General features: G+C 66.1%; 18 protein-coding genes and 1 pseudogene. 4 read left to right on the top strand and 15 right to left on the bottom strand.

Annotation, left to right across the window (positions count from 1 at the left end):
• The 3 genes from QX039_RS19185 to QX039_RS19175 all read right to left on the bottom strand — a co-directional run bounded on the left by QX039_RS19185 (nt 1) and on the right by QX039_RS19175 (nt 2,304).
• Nucleotides 1–357, bottom strand: coding sequence for a cupin domain-containing protein (locus tag QX039_RS19185; protein ID WP_315737764.1), 357 nt, complete (start codon nt 355–357; stop codon nt 1–3).
• A gap of 182 nt (nt 358–539) precedes the next feature.
• Complete coding sequence (locus QX039_RS19180; protein ID WP_315737765.1) at nt 540–1,502, bottom strand: alpha/beta hydrolase; 963 nt, start codon at nt 1,500–1,502, stop codon at nt 540–542.
• A gap of 28 nt (nt 1,503–1,530) precedes the next feature.
• On the bottom strand, nt 1,531–2,304 hold the full coding sequence (locus QX039_RS19175) for an SDR family oxidoreductase (protein ID WP_315712210.1): 774 nt from the start codon (nt 2,302–2,304) through the stop codon (nt 1,531–1,533).
• 213 nt (nt 2,305–2,517) lie between these two features.
• Between QX039_RS19175 and QX039_RS19170 the strand changes: the two genes are divergently transcribed.
• A complete protein-coding gene (locus tag QX039_RS19170; RefSeq protein ID WP_315737766.1) occupies nt 2,518–3,498 on the top strand; it encodes a DUF2155 domain-containing protein in 981 nt (326 codons plus the stop codon).
• A 6-nt stretch (nt 3,499–3,504) separates the two neighbouring features.
• Here QX039_RS19170 and aat read toward each other — a convergent pair whose 3' ends face one another.
• The 10 genes from aat to tcuA form a co-directional block, all read right to left on the bottom strand.
• Nucleotides 3,505–4,185 (bottom strand): leucyl/phenylalanyl-tRNA--protein transferase, encoded by a 681-nt coding sequence (gene aat, locus QX039_RS19165; RefSeq protein WP_315737767.1) that lies wholly within the window; start codon nt 4,183–4,185, stop codon nt 3,505–3,507.
• A gap of 61 nt (nt 4,186–4,246) precedes the next feature.
• Nucleotides 4,247–5,335, bottom strand: a complete 1,089-nt coding sequence (locus QX039_RS19160; protein ID WP_315737768.1) for a sensor histidine kinase — start codon at nt 5,333–5,335, stop codon at nt 4,247–4,249.
• Nucleotides 5,332–5,769 (bottom strand): response regulator, encoded by a 438-nt coding sequence (locus QX039_RS19155; protein ID WP_315737769.1) that lies wholly within the window; start codon nt 5,767–5,769, stop codon nt 5,332–5,334. Before QX039_RS19155 ends, QX039_RS19160 begins: the two co-directional genes overlap by 4 nt.
• Nucleotides 5,766–7,286: a sensor histidine kinase gene (locus QX039_RS19150; protein WP_315737770.1), complete on the bottom strand. Its 1,521-nt coding sequence runs from the start codon at nt 7,284–7,286 to the stop codon at nt 5,766–5,768. Before QX039_RS19150 ends, QX039_RS19155 begins: the two co-directional genes overlap by 4 nt.
• A 114-nt stretch (nt 7,287–7,400) precedes the next feature.
• Nucleotides 7,401–8,750: an acetyl-CoA carboxylase biotin carboxylase subunit gene (gene accC, locus QX039_RS19145; protein ID WP_315737771.1), complete on the bottom strand. Its 1,350-nt coding sequence runs from the start codon at nt 8,748–8,750 to the stop codon at nt 7,401–7,403.
• 90 nt (nt 8,751–8,840) lie between these two features.
• Entirely contained in the window at nt 8,841–9,326 is a 486-nt protein-coding gene (gene accB, locus QX039_RS19140) for an acetyl-CoA carboxylase biotin carboxyl carrier protein (protein ID WP_315737772.1), read from the bottom strand.
• A gap of 51 nt (nt 9,327–9,377) precedes the next feature.
• A complete protein-coding gene (gene aroQ / locus QX039_RS19135; protein WP_315755619.1) occupies nt 9,378–9,857 on the bottom strand; it encodes a type II 3-dehydroquinate dehydratase in 480 nt (159 codons plus the stop codon).
• 278 nt (nt 9,858–10,135) lie between these two features.
• Complete coding sequence (locus QX039_RS19130) at nt 10,136–10,798, bottom strand: DUF1236 domain-containing protein (protein ID WP_315772236.1); 663 nt, start codon at nt 10,796–10,798, stop codon at nt 10,136–10,138.
• 183 nt (nt 10,799–10,981) lie between these two features.
• Entirely contained in the window at nt 10,982–12,079 is a 1,098-nt protein-coding gene (gene tcuB / locus QX039_RS19125) for a tricarballylate utilization 4Fe-4S protein TcuB (protein ID WP_315772234.1), read from the bottom strand.
• A complete protein-coding gene (tcuA, locus tag QX039_RS19120) occupies nt 12,066–13,481 on the bottom strand; it encodes an FAD-dependent tricarballylate dehydrogenase TcuA (RefSeq protein WP_315772232.1) in 1,416 nt (471 codons plus the stop codon). The genes tcuB and tcuA overlap by 14 nt, the downstream gene beginning before the upstream one ends.
• A 203-nt stretch (nt 13,482–13,684) precedes the next feature.
• Between tcuA and QX039_RS19115 the strand changes: the two genes are divergently transcribed.
• A complete protein-coding gene (locus tag QX039_RS19115) occupies nt 13,685–14,356 on the top strand; it encodes a GntR family transcriptional regulator (protein WP_315772230.1) in 672 nt (223 codons plus the stop codon).
• Between the two features lie 122 nt (nt 14,357–14,478).
• On the opposite strand, the gene QX039_RS19110 is transcribed toward QX039_RS19115, so the two are convergent.
• Nucleotides 14,479–15,243, bottom strand: coding sequence for a DsbA family protein (locus QX039_RS19110; RefSeq protein WP_315772229.1), 765 nt, complete (start codon nt 15,241–15,243; stop codon nt 14,479–14,481).
• 128 nt (nt 15,244–15,371) lie between these two features.
• Entirely contained in the window at nt 15,372–16,766 is a 1,395-nt protein-coding gene (locus QX039_RS19105; RefSeq protein ID WP_315772228.1) for a M48 family metalloprotease, read from the bottom strand.
• A 152-nt stretch (nt 16,767–16,918) separates the two neighbouring features.
• Here QX039_RS19105 and QX039_RS19100 point away from each other — a divergent pair, with 152 nt between their 5' ends.
• Both QX039_RS19100 and QX039_RS19095 read left to right on the top strand, forming a co-directional pair.
• Nucleotides 16,919–18,118 (top strand): pyridoxal phosphate-dependent aminotransferase, encoded by a 1,200-nt coding sequence (locus QX039_RS19100; protein WP_315772226.1) that lies wholly within the window; start codon nt 16,919–16,921, stop codon nt 18,116–18,118.
• A 12-nt stretch (nt 18,119–18,130) separates the two neighbouring features.
• Nucleotides 18,131–18,319, top strand: a pseudogene (locus QX039_RS19095) (cation:dicarboxylate symporter family transporter); the annotation flags it as partial.
• Nucleotides 18,320–18,355: the final 36 nt, after the last annotated feature.

The raw sequence follows: 18,355 nt of genomic DNA, 5'->3' as shown, positions 1-18,355 counted from the left end.
TCAGATGCGCGGCTTGGGCGCGGGCACCCTGTCGGAGTCGCCGGAGTTCGGTTCGCCCTTGGGTTCGATCAGGAGCACCTTGACCTCTTTGGCCGCGCGCGGCCGGTGGACGACCCCTTTGGGGACGACGAACAACTCGCCGGCCTTCACCGTCCGCGAAGGCTGTCCCTGAATGTCCATCTCCATCTCGCCTTCCAGGACCAGGAAGAAGTCATCCGTCGTGTCATGCTTATGGAACGGGAATTCTCCCATGAACTTCACGACCATCACGTCATTGTCGTTGTAGTCCGCGATCACGTGCGGGTCCCAATGGCCTGAGAATTGGCTCAGCTTGTCGGCGAGGTTCACGGTCTTCATGCGGGAGTCTCCTGCTGCGAGGAATGAGATGTGAGCTGTCCAGTCGTCCCGCCCGGCTTGCACGGGATGTAGCTGCTGCTCGAGCGCGAGCAAGCCGATCTCACACGAGACGACTTCGGCCGCATGTGAGCACGACCCGCGAACTCGCGGGTCGTTGCGTTCTGAGCTCAGCGCGGTAACGCTCAGATGCCGCCGGGCCGGTCGAGCTGCTTCAGCCAGACGCCGATGTCGCGCGCCGCGACATTGGCCTGGTCCAACAGCTTGCCCATCGTGAAGAAGCCGTGGAACTGGCCGGGATGCGTTCGGTAGGTCACCGCCACGCCGGCCTCGCGCAGGCGCCGCGCGTAGTCGTCGCCTTCGTCGCGCAGCGGATCGGCGCCGGCGGTGAGCACATAAGCGGGCGGTAGCCCCACCAGGCTTCCCGCCTTCGCCGGCGAGGCCCGCCAATCGTGAATGTCGGCGACGCTGTTGAGATAATGGTCGCGAAACCAGCGGATGACCGAATGCGTCAGCAGCACGCTGGTCTCGGGCTCGCTGTGGGAGGGATGGCTCATCGTGAAGTCGGTGGCCGGATAGATCAGCACCTGGCCTGAGAGCTTCGGGCCGTTGCCGTCACGCGCCGAGAGTGCGACGACGGCGGCGAGATTGCCGCCAGCGGAATCGCCGCCGACGCTGAGCCTGGCGGCATCGATGCCGAGCGCGGCGGCATTGTCGGCGATCCATCGTATGGCCGCGACGGCGTCGTCGACCGCAGCCGGAAACTTGTGCTCGGGCGCGAGGCGGTAGTCGACCGAGATCACGATCAGTTCGCCTTCGTGCGCCAGCGCGCGGCATACCACGTCATGCGAATCCAGATTGCCGATCACCCAGCCGCCGCCGTGATAGAACACCAATCCCGGCGCAAGACCGTTGGTCTGCCGCACCGCCCTTGGCCGATAGAGCCGTGCCGGGATTGCGCCATGCGGGGCAGGGATGGCGAGGTCCTTGACGTCCGCAAGCTCGGGCGGCTCGGGATTGCTCACGACGCGCGCGGCCAGATAGTAGTCCCGCGCCTCCTGCGGTGTCAGCGTCTCATAGGCCGGCCGACCGCCCTCCTGGAACGCCTTGTAGACGGCGGCGGCATCGGCATCGAGCTGAACGGGCATTGCAATCGACCTGTGCGTTGAGGGGACGTCAAGCGGCGGTGCGGCCACCATCGACGGTGTAGGCGGCGCCGGAGACGTAGCTGGCATCGTCGGAGGCGAGGAAGGCGACGATCGAGGCGACCTCTGCGCCCTGGCCGAGTCGGCGTGCGGGGACGCGATCGACCACCTTGTCGGCCGGAACCGCGGCGCCGCTGCGCCCTTCGATGATCGCGCTCAGCATGCGGCTCTCGATCAGCCCGGGGCAGATGCAGTTCACACGCACATTAGTCCCGGTGCACTCCCAGGACGCGCTCTTGGTCAAGCCGATGACCGCGTGCTTGCTGGCGCTGTAGACGGCGATCTGCGGCGAGCCGATCAGGCCGGCGATCGAGGCGGTGTTGATGATCGAGCCGCGGTTCTGCTTCAGCATCACCGGAAGCACGTGCTTGAGGCCGAGGAAGACGCCGACGACGTTGACGTCGAGCACGCGACGGAACGCCTCCAGCGGATAGGCGGTGATCGGCTTGATCTCGCCTTCGATGCCGGCGTTGTTGAAGAACACGTCGATGGTGCCGAACCGATCGCACGCTTGTCGCACATAAGCCGCGACCTGGTCCTCGTCGGTGACGTCGGCGGCCACGGCGAGCGCCTCGGCGCTTGCGGGCAGGGCGGCCGTCGCGGCGGCGAGATCGGCCTCGCGCCGGTCCACCGCGACGATGCGGGCACCGCGTGCGGCCAGCAGCCGCATGGTCGCGGCGCCGATGACGCCGGCCGCGCCGGTAACGACGGCCACTCGGCCGTCGAGACGGATCGAATCAGACATCGGTTTCCTTCCCTTTGACGCCGGTTCCGATCCGGCTCTTGATCACGACTATCTCATTGGATGAACCGGCTGACCAGCACGCGGAGCGCTGGCAGCTCGCCCTTCCCCCGCCGTATTCGACATGTTAACGGGAGGGCTGATCGAGAGCGGCGGATGGGTCATGACGCGATTTGATTGTCCCGAACCCCGATTCGCCTGATAAAGCCGCGCGAGATGCACCGAACAATCGTCCTGACCGGTATCGCGGCATTGCTGGCCGCCACATCCCTCACGCTGTCCGTGCCGGCGCGCGCGCAGATCGGTACCATTTTCTCCGATCCCGTTCCGCGCCCGCCGGGCAACATTCCGCGCCGTGGCGAGCCAATTCCGCCTCCCGAGGAAGAGGAGGAGGTCCCGGAGCTGCCGCAGGGCCGGGTGCTGCCGGCGCCGACCCGTCCGCCGCCAGGGCAGGGCGCCGCCCTGCCGGGCCCGGTCCAATCCCAGCCGCTGGCGCCGCCGCCGGGAACGACGATCCTGCCACAGAACAATCCCCCAGTCGCGGCCGTGCCGCCGCCCGGCCAGGCTGCGCCCGGTCAGCGGCAGGCACCGGCTCGCGGCGCACCCCAGAATGCGGCGATCCCGCCGAACGGCGCGGTGCCGCAGACGCCGGCCACCATCCAGCCGGGCGACGAGGTCGTGACCGAGCCGCCGGCGCAGAAGATCGTGAACAAGAAGGCGAGCTTCTCCGGGCTCGACAAGATCACCGGCCGCATCATCAATTTCGACGAGGACATCGGCGAGACCGTGCAGTTCGGCGCGCTCCGGGTGAAGACCGACGCCTGCTACACGAGGCCGGCCACCGAGGCCGCCAACACCGACGCGTTCGTGCAGGTCGACGAGATCACCTTGCAGGGCGAGGTGAAGCGCATCTTCTCGGGCTGGATGTTCGCGGCCAGCCCCGGCCTGCACGGCGTCGAGCACCCGATCTACGACATCTGGCTGGTCGACTGCAAAGAGCCGCAGACCACGGTGGTCAGCGCAGCCCCCGATCAGAAGCCCACGCCCACGGCGCAGCCGGCACAGAAGCGGCCGCCGCAGCAGAGGCAGGCGGCTCCCAGGCCGCCATCGCCGCCGCAGCAATATCAGACCCAGCAGGTGCCGCCACCACCGCCGCCGCCCCAGGCGGGCGGACCGTTCGGCGGAGTGTTCAGATAGCGGGTCTCAGCCGCGCGCGGCGATGATCGCCAATGCTTCGGTACCCGGCATCGGCCGATCGACCGCCAGCCTGGCGAAATTGGCGGCCGGTCCCCTCAGGGCCTTTTCGAGCAGCACGGTGTAGCGCCGGCGCGGGATCTCGACGGCGCCGAAGGTCTTGAGGTGCTCGGTGACGTATTGGGTGTCGAGCAACTCGAAGCCGCCTGCGATCAGCCGCGCGACGAGATGCACCAGCGCGACCTTCGAGGCGTCGCGGGTGCGATGAAACATGCTCTCGCCGAAGAAGGCGCGGCCCAGGCTGACGCCGTAGAGGCCGCCCACCAGCTCGCCATCCTGCCAGCATTCGACGCTGTGGCAATGGCCGAGCGCGTGGAGGCCGCTGTAGAGCTCGCGGATACGCTTGTTGATCCAGGTGTCCTCGCGGCCGGGCTGCGGCTCGGCACAGCCATCCATCACCGCCTTGAAGGCCTGGTTCACGGTCACGGTGAAGGTGTCCGATCGCACCGTGCGCGCAAGGCGCGAGGCGACGCGAAAGCCGTCGAGCGGAATGACGCCGCGCAGCTCCGGCTCGACCCAGAACAAGGTCGGGTCGTCGGCGCTTTCGGCCATCGGGAAGATGCCGCAGGCATAGGCACGCAGCAGCACCTCGGGCGTGATCTCGGACGCTGCAGAGTCGCGCGTATTCATGGGATCAGCATAGCAGGCCGACGTCGGGTGCGCGATGGTCGCGTGCCGCCTGCGTCGGCTCTCAGCCGACCCCAGCAGCCGCGGGCTTGGGAGCATCTTTTTCGAGGCGGAAGCGGACCACGATCTTGGTGCCGGCATGGCTCGGATCGGGGCCGACGGTGGCATCGAGCTTGGTCGCCATGGCGCTGACGATGCGCTGGCCCATTCCGGTCGAGCGCGGATCGCTGGTTGCGTTGAGGCCGACGCCGTCGTCGGCAATCGACAGCACGATGTCCTCGCCTGCAAGCTTCAGCTCGACATGGATCGGGCCCGGCCCATCGGGGTAGGCGTATTTGACCGCGTTCATGACCAGCTCGTTGACGACGATGCCGATCGCGACCGCGCGATCCGGGTCGATCTCGACCGGCTCCGCCTTCAGGGTCAGCCGCGACATCCGGTTGCCCTCGGCCGAGCGGCGCAGGTCGTCGAGCAGCGAATCCAGATACTGGTTGAGCAGCACGCTCTTGAGATCCTGAGACGTGTAGAGCCGGCGGTGCACCTGCGCCACGGCGGCGACGCGGCCCATCGCATTGGTGAGCGCGGCCTTGACGTCGTCCTGGGTGCTGGAGTTGGCCTGAAGATGCAGCAGCGAGGCGATGATCTGCAGCGAATTGCCGACGCGGTGATTGACCTCGCGCAGCAGGACCTCGCGTTCGGCCGCCAGCGCCGCGTAGCGGTCGCGTGACGCCCGCACTTCGGCCTCCGCCTCGTCGCGGGCCTTCTGCAGCCGTGCCTGCCGCACCGCGCCTTCGGCTGCGACCTGCAGCAGCGGGACGAACTCGCCCTGCACGTCCTTGACGAGGTAGTCGGCTGCGCCCGCCTTCAGGGCCGTGACCGCGATCTTGGAATCCTGCGAGGCGGTGACGAACACCACCGGCGGCGGTTCGGGCAGCGCCATGATGCGCTCCAGCGTCTCGAGCCCGTCGAAGCCGGGCATGTACTGGTCGAGCGCAACGACGTCGATCCCGCCGCGCTCCAGCCGCTGCAAGCCCGAGCTGCCGTCGGCGGCGTGTTCCACCGTGAAGCCCAATCGCTTGAGCCCGCGCTCGACCAGCCGCGCCAGCGCCGCGTCGTCGTCGATGTAGAGCAGCGTGGGGGCGGCGGAGCTCATGCGGCGGGCGGAACCTGGATGACGGAGAAGAACAGACCGAGCTGGCGAATGGCGTTGGCGAAGCTTTCGTAGTTGACCGGCTTGGTGATGTAGACGTTGCAGCCGAGCTCGTAGCAGCGCTTGATCTCCTGCGAGTCGTCGGTCGTGGTCAGGATGACCACGGGCGCGCTCTTCAGGAAGCTGTTCTGCTTGACCATCTTGAGGATGTCGATGCCGGTCATGTCCGGCAGGTTCAGGTCCAGCAGGATCAGCAATGCTTGCCCCTTGTGATCGAGGCCGGTGCCGTCAGCACCCAGCAGATACTTCACGGCATCTGTACCGTTGGTGAACGGCTTGATCTCGTTGTTGACTCCCGAGCGGCGGATGTTGCGCTCGATCAGGCGGGCGTGGCCTTCGTCGTCCTCGATCATGATGATCGTCACGGGCATGGTCATCGGTCTGAGTTCCGAGTTGAGGCGTTCCAGTTGATCGGGAGCGTGATGGTGAACGTGCTGCCCTGGTCGAGCTCCGACGCGACCGACATGGTTCCGCCGAGCCGGCGCACCAGCGCACGGACATGCGCCAATCCAATCCCCTGACCCGGACGGTCCTGGGTCCCGGCGCGGCGGAACAGATCAAAGATACGTTGGTGATCCCTGGGATCAATCCCCCGGCCATTGTCCGTGATCTCGAAGATGGCGAAACCGAGCTTGGTGCGGGCGCGAATGGCGATGTCGCCGGCAACGCCGGGCTTCAGATATTTGATCGCGTTGTCGATCAGGTTGGAGAAGATCTGCTCCAGCGCAAGGCGGTCGCTGACGATGGCGGGCAGCGGCTCCACGCGGATGGTGGTGTTGGTTTCCGCAGCCTGATGCGCGAGCGTCGAGACGATGCCCTCGATCAGCTCGCGGGTGTCGATGCGCACCGGCACGAACTCGCGGCGGCCTTCGCGGGTCAAATTGAGGATGGCGGTGATGAGCCGGTCCATTTTTGCGATCGAGGACTTGATGAAGCCCAGCGCCTCGGAGAAATCCTCCGAGAGCTGCTTGTCGGCGCCTTCCAGCTCCGGCTCGGTGCCTTCGGCCGGCGGCGGCGCGTCGGACACCGCGCGCGCGAGCGCCGCGATGCGCCGGAAGATGTCGCTGCGCAGCTCGTCGAGCTCGCTGGTGAAGCCCATGATGTTGACCAGCGGCGAGCGCAGATCGTGGCTCACAATGTAGGCGAAGCGCTGGATCTCCTCATTGGCCTCGCGCAGGTCGGCGGTACGCTCGTCGACGGTGGCTTCGAGGTTGAGGTTGCTCTCGCGCAGCTTGGCCTCGGCCTCGTCGCGGGCGCTGGTCGAGCGGCGCACAAGGAGCAGCGAGATGACGGCGAGCAGGACGACCAGCGCCGAACCGGCGACAGTGACGATGGTCGCGAGCTGCTGGCTTTCGTCGGCATTGGTGGTTCGCACCGCCAGCAGGCGTTCCTCCTCGGTGCGCATCGCCTCGGCGGTGGTACGCATGGTCGTGCTGCTGTCGATCGATGCGGCATCGCGCACCAGGGCCACCGCACTGGGAAGATCGCCGGACGCGACGAGAGCCTTCTCCCGGTCGAATTGCGCCAATCGGGTCTCGATGATGCTGCGCAATCTGGCGAGGTTCGCCACCTGAGCCTGGTTGTCGGCGAGGAGCGTCGCAAGCTTGTCGAGCACGGGCCGGATCGCGGCAACGGCGGCTTCGTGATCTCTGAGAAAATCCGGGCCCTGGGTCAGCAGGTAGGCGCGGGCGCCGCTCTCGGCGCGGCGGACCTCGAGCAGCAGCGCATTGATCTGGTTCTCCGCCTCGATGGTGTGCACCACCCAGGCGCTGTCTCTGCGGGCCTTGTTGACCAGCAGCACCGAGGCCGTGCTGACGACGACCAGCACCAGGAATCCCGCCGACAACAGCAGGATTTGTCCTAGCGTGCGCCTCTGTCTGATCTCAGGCGCCACCGCTCACTCGCATGCCGATTGAAATACCTGCCCCCTCAGCGGAACCGCCGACAGAGCAGAACGTCGTGCAGACCGAAGAGTTCCCGCCGGGCCGCGGGATTCTTCAGGTGCTGCTCAGTCCGCGTTCTGGCCGGCGAGATACTGCTCGAGCCAGTGGATGTGGTAGTCGCCATCGATGATGGCGGGCTCGCGCACCAACGCCCGGAACAGCGGCAGGGTGGTCTCGATGCCGTCGACGACCATCTCGTCCAGCGCCCGCCGCAGCCGCATCAGGCACTCGACCCGGGTCTTGCCGTGGACGATCAGCTTGCCGACCAGCGAGTCGTAATAGGGCGGGATCACGTAGCCCTGATAGACCGCCGAATCGATGCGGACGCCGAGGCCGCCCGGCGGATGGTACTGCAGGATCTTGCCCGGCGATGGCCGGAAGGTGACGGGATTTTCCGCATTGACGCGGCACTCGATGGAGTGGCCGTTGATGACAACCTGGTCCTGGGTCATCGGCAGGTCGCCGCCGGCCGCGATGCGGATCTGCTCCAGCACGAGGTCGATGCCGGTGATCATCTCGGTGACGGGATGCTCGACCTGGATGCGGGTGTTCATCTCGATGAAGTAGAACTCGCCGTCCTCATAGAGGAATTCGACGGTGCCGACGCCGATATATTTCAGCTCCTGCATCGCCTTGGCGACTGTCTCGCCGATCTTGGCGCGGCTGGCCGGGTCGAGCACCGGCGAGGGGCCTTCCTCCCAGACCTTCTGGTGGCGCCGCTGCAGCGAGCAGTCGCGCTCGCCAAGATGGATCGCGCCGCCGCGGCCATCGCCGAGCACCTGGATCTCGATGTGGCGGGGCTTCTGCAGATACTTCTCGAGATAGACCGAAGCGTCGCCGAACGCGGATTTGGCCTCGTTGGCCGCGGTGGTCAGCGCCAGTTGCAGGTCCGCCTCGGTGTGGGCGACCTTCATGCCGCGGCCGCCGCCGCCGGCGGCCGCCTTGACCAGCACCGGAAAGCCGATCTCCTTGGCGATCGCCATCGCGTCCTGGTCGGGCGTCACCGCACCGTCGGAGCCGGGAACGACCGGAATGCCCAGCCGCTTGGCGGTCTTCTTGGCCTCGATCTTGTCGCCCATCAGGCGGATGTGTTCCGCCTTGGGTCCGATGAAGTGCAGGTTGTGGTCGGCGAGGATCTCGGCGAAGCGCGCGTTCTCCGAGAGGAAGCCGTAGCCGGGATGCACGGCGTCGGCGCCGGTGATCTCACAGGCGGCGAGCAGCGCGGGGATGTTGAGATAGCTGTCCTTCGACGGCGGCGGGCCGATGCACACGCTTTCGTCGGCGAGGCGGACATGCATGGCATCGGCGTCGGCGGTGGAATGCACCGCGACGGTGGAGATGCCGAGCTCCTTGCAGGCCCTGAGGATGCGAAGGGCGATTTCGCCGCGATTGGCGATGAGGATCTTGTCGAACATGGTGCCTCGGGCGCGAGTGGCGAGTAGCGAATAGGGAGTAGCGAATAGGGAACGGACGGCTATTCGCTATTCGCCATTCGCTACTCGCAATTATTCAATGATCACCAGCGGCTCGCCGAACTCAACGGGCTGGCCGTCCTCGACCAGGATCTGCGTCACCGTCCCGGCGCGCGGTGACGGAATCTGGTTCATCGTCTTCATCGCCTCGATGATCATCAGGGTCTGACCGACCGACACCTTGGAGCCGACCTCGACGAACGGCTTGGCGCCGGGCTCGGGCGCCCAATAGGCGGTGCCGACCATGGGCGAGGGCACCACGCCGGGATGTTTGGACAGGTCCGCGCCGGCGGCTGCCGCCGTCGCAGCTGCGACCAGGGGAACGCCAGCGGCGACCGCTCCGATGGACGAATGGACGGCCGCCGCAACGGTCACGTTGCGGGCAACGCGGATGCGAAGGCCGGCACGCTCCAGCTCGATCTCGGTCAGGCTGGTCTCATCCAGCAGCGCTGCGAGCTCGCGAATGAGCTGGCTGTCTTCGGATTTCGCGATGGTCTTGTCGTCGGGCTGGGGCGCCATGATCTGATCCGGAACGTTGGGTGGCGTGAGGACTGTGACGTCAGGCTTGCGCTAGATGTCGGTCTGCGTATCGGCTTTGGCGCCGATCTTGGCGGCGAGGCCAGTGATCGCGAGCCGGTAGCCGTCGATGCCGAAGCCGCAGATCGAGGCAAACGCCGCCTTCGCGGTGAAAGAATGGTGCCGAAAGCTCTCGCGAGCGTGGATGTTGCTGATGTGCACTTCAACGGTGGGGATCTTCACCCCCATCAGCGCGTCATGCAGGGCAATGGAGGTATGAGAGTAGGCGCCGGCATTGAGGATGATTCCGACCACACCGCGGCTGCGGGCCTCATGGATGGAGTCGACCAGCACGCCCTCATGGTTGGACTGCCGGCACTCCGCCACCAGGCCGAAGCGGGCAGCCGTCTCGACGCAGAGCCGTTCCACGTCGGCGAGGGTGGCGTGGCCATAGGTCTCCGGCTCGCGGGTGCCCAACAGGTTGAGGTTGGGTCCGTTGAGGACATAGATCGTGTTGTGAGCGGCGTCGGCCATTCCCATCCCGGCGGTGTGGCGGCAGTGGGCGGCGTTATAGGTAACAAAGCCGCCAAGGGGAAGCCTTTCGGCAGCCAGGCCGGCCGTTCGAGGCTTGGTCCGTCACACGAAAAAACCGTCTTAAGTGTGCGAAATCGCTGATTAACCAGGTTTGTCCACCGGGCTACACGGGGCTGCGTGTGATCGCCCTTGCGTGCTCTTTGTGCAATAGATTTGCGCAATAGAATGGGGCGGGCATTGCTGCCCGCCCCATGTCCTCATCGCCTGCCTGGTCGGGATCAGGCGTCGAGAACTGCGACGATCTCGTGCGTGCGAGGATCGATTACGATGATCTGCTCACGAACCAGGATGAAGTCATATCCGCGCCATTCCGGATAGATCGTCACGACTTCGGCCGGGAGCCGGTGGAAGTGAACGTCGCGCGGCACCCGGGTGCCGACCGCGATGTTGAAGTTCACGTTGGTCACCGGCTCGACGCGCTGGCTGCGGATCACGCTGGTGATCTTGGTGCGCTGCTCGGTCGTGAGCTTGGCGCCGGCGCCGGCCAGTCCGGTGGTGGTCTGCGACCGGTCGCTGCCGGTCTTGGTTTCGGCGTTCGTGCTGGTGCCGCTCTTGCTGTCGCGGCTCTCGGCCTTCATGCTCTTGGAGCCCGCCTTGTCGCTCTCGGAGGTCGCGCCCTTGGCAGTCGGACCCTTCATGCCTTCCTCGGCGCGCTGGCCCTTGGTCGCACCAGACTTCTGATCCGACTGGCTGGAGCGCATGTCGGACGCGCCGCCGGCCGCAGGCGAGGCGCTGTCGCGATGCATCGTGCCGCCGGGCGCGTTCATGCCGCCGGACTGTCCAACTGCCCCGCCCGCACCGCCGGCGCTCTGCGCATGAGCAAAACCTGCACCCGCCAGGAGCGCGATTGCAGCAACTGATACCATCAAGCGATTGGTCATCCTCTATCCTCCTCGTATTGGCACTGCCCGCGCCGACAACGGCAGGAGGTAGGAGTCGTTCCGTGCGTCTCCGATCGTTCCGGAAAAATGTCGCAGATCGCAACTTTATGAACGGATGCTCAGGGTCATGAATGCTGCATGACGACGGCGATCAGTTGCGCGTTGATGGCGACCTCGCACGAGCTACGCGCCGTGACGTTCGCGCGCGTAGCGGAGGAGCGCCAAGAATCGATAGAGGCCGTGCACGAACTTGCCATAGGGCATCGTGATGAAGATCGCGAACACCGCACCGAGATGGACCGCGAGCAGCACGCCCATCGTGCTGGTCTCGCGAAGCACGAGGAGAGCGAGTCCGGTCGCGCCGGTGAGGACGAGCATCGCCAAGAACGCGACATCCATGCCGCGGCTGCCGCCGTCCATCATCGCCGGCTCACGCCTGCGCTTGGCGGCGTAGAGTCCGAGCGGACCGACCACGATGCCTATTCCGCCGAGCGTGCCGAGCACGACGGGTAGATCCCACAACGGATAGGGCGCCTCGCGGTGCAGAAGATAGTGATAGAGCGTCGCGACGCTGGTCGATGCGAAGCAGAGCACGAAGCCCCAGAACGTCAGATGGTGATAGAACCGCCGGGTGTCGCGCGGCCGCTCATCCTCGTTGTAGCAGCCGACGCCGCCGCCATCGAGATAGCGCAGGCTGCCTGCGTCGCGAACGGCGCGCAGCAGCGGACGTGAGCGCGTCAGGGTCGAGCTCGGCTCGCCGATGTCATTCCAGAAGGCCCGAGCGCCCATGATGATGGCGATGATGGCCCACAGGAAGGCGGCGCCGAACAACAGCGCCATCGTGTTGTGAGGCATGAGCGCGTAGAACGATCCCGGGCCGTGCCGGCTTGCAAACAGCGCGGCGGGATCGTTGAAGGCCACGAAGCCGAGGACGAACGCGGCCATGCTGATGACCGCGATGAGCGATATGGCAAGGCCGTTGCGCCTGAACAGCGGCGCCAGCGCGCGCGGCCAGGCATAGTCGGCGTAGCTCTCGTGCCGTACCCGGGTCAGAACGGACGGGACGCGAACGTCGAATTCGTGCGGCGGCGAGAATTGGCAGTCGACGTAGCAGGCGCCGCAGGCATGGCAGAGATTGGCGAGATAGTTGAGGTCGCCGCCGGTGAAGGCGCGGCGCATCTCCATGGCCGGAAACACGGCGCAGAGGCCCTCGCAATAGCGGCAGGAATTGCAGATCGTCATCAGCCGATCCGCCTCGGTCAACGCCTCACTGCGCTGCATGTGTCGCTGCTCCCCGGCCCGCGATGCGGCCGAACACGCTGCCGATCGTCATGCCGATGCCCGCAGCATAGCCGCGGCCGAGCACGTTGCCGGCCATGATCTCGCCGGCGGCGTACATGTTGTCGGCTGGCCCGCCGGCCTTCATCATCATCCTTGCCGCTTGATCGACGCGCACGCCGAGGTAGGTGAAGGTGATGCCGGGCCGGACCGGATAGGCGTAGAAGGGCGCTGAATCGAGACGGCGCGCCCAATGCGATTTGGGCGGCGCCAAGTTCTCGGTGCGACAATCGTCCAGGATGTCGGGATTGAAGCTGCCGTCGCGCACCGATGCGTTGAATTGCGCGACGGTGGTGGTCAGCTTGTCGGGATCGAGGTCGAGCTTGCCGGCGAGCTCGGTGATGCTGGCCGCCTCGATCGCGGGGTAGAGCGATGGCATGAACAGGTTCGCCGATTTCGCGTCGAAGATGATGTAGGCAATCTGGTTCGGCTGGGTCGCGACCAGGCGGCCCCAGATGGCGTAACGCTTCGGCCAGACATCCTCGCCTTCGTCGTAGAATCGCTCAGCGTTGTTGTTGACGACGATGCCGAACACGACGCAGTCGAGCCGCGTGATGATGCCGCCGTCATATTTGGGCGCCCGCGCATCGATCGCCACCGCATGGCATTGGGTCGGGTCGCCGATACTGTCGACGCCGGCGCCGAGCAGCATGTCCAGCACCGCGCCGCGATTGTTAGGCGTGCCGCGGATCAGGAAGTTACGGGCGATCTCACCCCAGCCCTCGACCAGCTTGTCGATGTTGGATTCGAAGCCGCCCGCGGCCGCCACCAGCGCCTTGCCGCCGATGCGCATCCTGCCGTTGCCGTGCTGCACGATCGCCGCGCGGAAGCGGCCGTCGTCCATCTCCAGCCCCACCACCTCGGCCTCGTAGCGCACGTCGACGCCGAGGAGCTCGGCGGTGAGATACAGCGCATTGAGCATCGCCCGGCCGCCGCCCAGGAAGAACGAGTTGGTCCGTCCTAAGCTCAGCGTCCCGCCGAGCGAGGGCTGGAAACGCACGCCTTGTTCGACGATCCAGTCGAGCATGTCCTTGGACTCGCGGATCATCAGGCGCGCCAGTTGCTCGTTGGTCTGGCCTTCGGTGACGCGCAGGAGATCGTCCCAGAACTCGTCCTCGGTGTAGGGGCCGCTCAACGTCGCGGTCGCCGCGTCGTGGGCGCAGCGCATGTTGCGGGTGTGGCGCGTATTGCCGCCGCGATAGAACTTCGAGGCGGCCTCCAGCACGATGACCGAGGCCCCGGCTCGCCGTGCCGCAATGGCGGCGCAGAGGGCCGCGTTGCCGCCGCCGGCCACGACGACGTCGTAGGTCACGGGATGGTCGACGATATCGCTCTGATCAGTCATCGCAGGCCCTTGCGAACGCAAGGCGGCAGGCCCTGGATCGGCGTGCGTCCGCACAGCCACGCCATCGGCATGCCAGCCGTCGGCCTAGCGATGATGGACAGTGCTGAAGTGCCGGCTGCGGAGGCATGTGTTCGTATACTATTGTATACGGACACATGCAAGAGATACTATTGTTCGGAACAAGGTTGTGAGACAGTGACCCCATGTCCTCGGAATCGCCATCGCTCACCATCGATCGTGACAACGTCTCTCTCGGCGAGGCGGTATTTCGTGCGCTGTGCCATGCGCTGGAGAACGGCCTCTATCGCTCCGGCGATCGACTGCGTGAGGACGAGGTCGCCCAGAAGCTGAACGTCAGCCGCACGCCGGTCCGTGAGGCCTTCGGCAAGCTGGTGGCCAAGGGGTGGGTGCAGCCGGCTGGTGGCCGCGGCCTGATCGTGCGAAGTCTCGACGAGAATGAAATCCTCGAGCTGTACGCGATGCGGGAGATTCTCGAAGGCGCTGCGGCCCGGCTCGCGGCACAGTATGCCGTGCCGGCCGAGATCGCGGCGCTGCGCGACATTCATGCGCGCTTCGTCAGTGGGGAGGGCGACGCCGTCGAGCTCGCGCGGCTGAATCGGCTGATGCACGGTGCGATCCAGCGCGCCGCGCGCAACCGCTATCTCGATGCCGCCCTCGAGGACATGCATGTGGCGACAGCGCTGCTGGGAACCACAACGTTTGCGGCCGAAGGACGTCAGGCAACGGCCGCGGCCGAGCATGGTGAGCTAATCGAGGCGATCGCGATCCGCGATCCCGATCGGGCCGAGGCGATTGCACGCGGCCACATCCGCGAGGCACTTCGAACCCGGCTCGGCATGAAGCTGACGGGATAGGCGAGGGCGGCGGCGCCACCGGTCTCTTGCTTCTTCACCGGCTCACGGCAAAAGCAGAAGGCCGGCTGATACAGCCGGCCTTCGATTGATCTCGTGATGGCGAGACGCTTTGACAGATATGCTCAGCAGCTCGCCTTGCCGCAGCGGGCCGTGCTGATCTTCTCGCGCAGGCCCTCGACGCCGACGGCGCCGATCACGACCTGCTTGCCGATCACGTAGCTCGGCGTGCCGTTCATGCCCATCTCCTCGGCGAGCTTGAAGTTCTCCTCGATCGTCGCCTTGGCCTCGGGGCTTGCCATGTCCTTCTCGACGCGGGCCATGTCGAGGCCGAGTTCCTTGGCCACCGCGAGCGCGTGGGCCTTGTCGGCCTGGCCGCGGCCGCCGAGCAGCTTCTGGTGGAAGTCGAGATATTTCTGCGGGGCCTGCATCCGAACGGCAACCGCGACCTGCGCGGCCTCGACGGAGCCCTGGCTCAGCACCGGAAATTCCTTGAGCACGACCTTCAGCTTCGGGTCGCTCTTCATCAGGTCCATCATGTCGGCCATCGCGCGCTTGCAGTAGCCGCAATTGTAATCGAAGAACTCGACGAAGGTGACGTCGCCATCCTTGTTGCCGAGCACGACACCGCGCGGCGAGTTGAAGATCGTCTCGGCGTTCTTGCTGATGCTGGCCTCGTGCTTGGCCGCCTCGGCCGCCGTCTGGCGCTTCTGCAGCTCGGCCATCGCCTCTTCGAGCACCTCGGGATGCGCGATCAGGTAGTTTCGAACGATCGTCTCGATCTCGCCACGCTGGCTGTCGGAGAAGCTCTCCGCCGACGCGAGCTGAGGCACGCCGCAGAGCGAGAGCGCGAGCAACATCGCGGGAATGAGCGTGCGGACTGACGGCATGAAGGAGGTCCTCTGGGTCAAATGATCGGGTCCTTGTCGATGGTCGTGATCGGTATCTTGATATTCTGGATCGGATGATAGCAGTAATTCAAAACTTCAACGGGCGCCAACCCCCGCTGTCCGACACACTACTGGCCGGAAAGCGGCTTTGCCGTGACGATGTCGTCGGCCTTGACCCAGCCCGGCGACCCCACCGCGAAGCGGGTTTTCGCACGCGAGGCAAGCTCGCGCGCCGTCTTGTTGTCGCCACGCAGGAAGGCGGCCTGCGCCGAGGCGAGATCCGCCTCCGCATAGTCGCCCTTGCGGCCATAGGCCATCGCGAGCTGGGAATAGCCGAGCGGTGCCTCGGATTCGCGCGCGACTGCCGCGCGCAGGATCGAGATCGCCTCGTCAGTGTAGGCTTTGTTCTCGGATGCCACCAAGGCCTGACCAAGTAACATCTCGATGAGCGGGGCGTTATTGGACAGGTGCACCGCCTTGCGCAGCGGGGCGATCGCCTCAGTGGGGCGGCCGCCCTCCAGCAGGGCCTGGCCACGGACCTCGTAGAAATAGGCGTTGTTGGGTTGCACCTGGATCAGGGCATCGATCTGGCTCAGGGCGCTGCGCAGGTCGCCATGCAGGTAGGTGGAGATTGCCCTGGCGTAGCGGGCGGGCAGGCTGGTGTCCGACAAGGGATATCGCCGTGCCACCGTGTCCGGCCGTTCCATGAAGGCCGAGATCTTGGCTCGGACCATGTCGTGGCGGAGCTGCAGCGCGGGGTCGTCCTTCTTGTCCCAATAAGGGCTCTGGCGCGCGAGGCCCTCGAGCGCCTCGACGCGATCGGCCGGCATCGGATGTGATTGCAGATAGGGGTCGGCGCCCCGTGCGGCGAACAGGCTCTCATTGGTGAAGCGCTTGAACGTCTCGTACATGCCCTTCGGCGATTGCGCTGCCGCAGTGAGGAATTTCACCCCCGCACGGTCGGCGTTCTCCTCCTGCTGGCGCTGATACGACAACAGCGAGCGGCGGATGACCTCGCCCGGCGCGGACAGCGTCGCGGCGCCGGCATTGGCGAGGCCGCTGCCGCCGCCGCGGGCGCCGACGGCGAGGGCGCCGGCGCCGAGAATAGTGGCGATGATCATCTGGGTCTGGGCGGTGGCGAGCTGCTGGCGCAGCTTGGCGAGATGGCCGCCGGCGAGATGGCCGGTCTCGTGCGCGAGAACGCCGATCAGCTGGTTCGGATTTTCCGACTGCAGGATGGCGCCGTAATTGACGAAGATGCGGCGGCCGTCGGCAACGAACGCGTTGAAGGACGCATCGTTGATGATGACCATCTGGATGTTCTGCTTTTCGAGTCCGGCGACGCGCAGGATCGGCCGCGTATATTCACGCAGCAGGACCTCGGTCTCGGTGTCGCGCAGGATCGGCGGTCCCTTGCCTTGCTGCGCCGACGCAGGCGCGAGCGGCGCCAGCGTCACGGCCGCAGCGACGACCGCGGCAAGCCCGCCGGACAGTTTCTTGCGAAGCACGATACGGAGCGACATCAGGCGATCTTTGCAATTGGCGCGAGGCTCGAGACGGGCTATTGCCCACCAAACGGCGGAATGCGGCTCATCTGCGGCGAATGAGGCCCACGGGCTGACCTCGACCGGTTCACGGAGCGGGTCCGAACAGCCGGGGTCAATAGCAGATATCGATGGTGGATGCGACAGTGATACCGACATTGGAACAGCGGATCGCCAACCTGACGGCGCCGTCCGCGCGCAGCAATGTTCCGCCGTTCATGGTGATGGACGTGATGGCTGCGGCCGAGCGGATCGAGGCGGGCGGCGGACATGTCATCCACATGGAGGTCGGCCAACCTGCGGCGCCTGCGCCGCGAGCGGCCATCGCGGCCGCGCACGCTGCGCTCGATCAGGCACGCATCGATTACACCTCGGCGCTCGGCCTGCTGTCGCTGCGACAGCGAATCGCGCGGCACTATCGCGAGACGCACGCTTGCGAGATCGATCCGGCGCGGATCGTGATCACGACGGGATCCTCGGCCGGATTCATCCTCGCGTTCCTGGCGATGTTCGAGCCCGGCGATCGCGTGGCCGTGACCGTGCCTGGCTATCCGCCCTATCGCCACATCCTGACGGCGCTGGGCTGCGAGCCGGTGCTGATCGAGACCACGGCGGAGAACCGTCACGCCCTGACCGGCGAGGCGCTGCTTGCCGTTCACCGCAAGACGCCGCTCAAGGGCGTGCTGGTGGCAAGTCCCGCCAATCCCACCGGCACCATGATGTCGCGTGAGGCGCTGGGCGGCGTCATCGCAGCCGCGCGCGATGCGGGCATCCGCTTCATCTCCGACGAAATCTATCACGGTCTGGACTACGCGTTTCCGGCGGTGACGGCGGCGGAGCTGTCGAGCGAGGCCCTGATCATCAACTCGTTCTCGAAGTACTTCTGCATGACCGGCTGGCGCATCGGCTGGATGGTGGTGCCGGATGCGCTGGCGCGGCCGATCGAACGTCTGCAGCAGAACCTCGCGATTTCGGTTCCGACCCTGTCGCAGATCGCTGCGGAAGCGGCGTTCGACGGCCGGACCGAAATGGAGACCATCAAGCACGGTTATCAGGAGAACCGCCGCATCCTGATCGAGGGTTTCCCGAAGGCCGGCCTGACCCGCTTTCTGCCGGCCGACGGCGCGTTCTACCTCTATGCCGACGTGTCCGACTTCACCTCCGACAGCTTCGACTTCGCCAAGCGGATGCTGGAGGAGACCCATGTTGCGGCCACGCCGGGCGTCGACTTCGATCCGATCCACGGCCGCAGCTTCGTGCGCTTTTCCTATGCGCGTTCGGCCGAGGACATGCGCGAGGCCGCCTCCCGGATCGCCCGCTGGCTCGCGTAGGGCGGGCAGGGCGTCGGCGCGCTGGCGCGCGGCGACATCCTGCAGGTGCTGCCGTTCGCGATCCCGTTCGGCTTCGCGCTGATGGCGCGCGGCGAGCGCGGTCAGCGGCCGCGGGACGTGATCGACGGTACAGCGCATGCGGTGTTCGGCGTCATCGCCATCGTCATGAAGTCGGCGCCGGTCGGCGCATTCGGTGCCATGGAAGAACGTCATATGAAAACGCCCGGCCATCTGGCC

Origin of the sequence: Bradyrhizobium sp. SZCCHNR1043 (genome assembly GCF_032489675.1) — a bacterium.
Lineage (GTDB): Bacteria > Pseudomonadota > Alphaproteobacteria > Rhizobiales > Xanthobacteraceae > Bradyrhizobium.
This window is presented reverse-complemented; position numbering and strand designations above follow the sequence as displayed.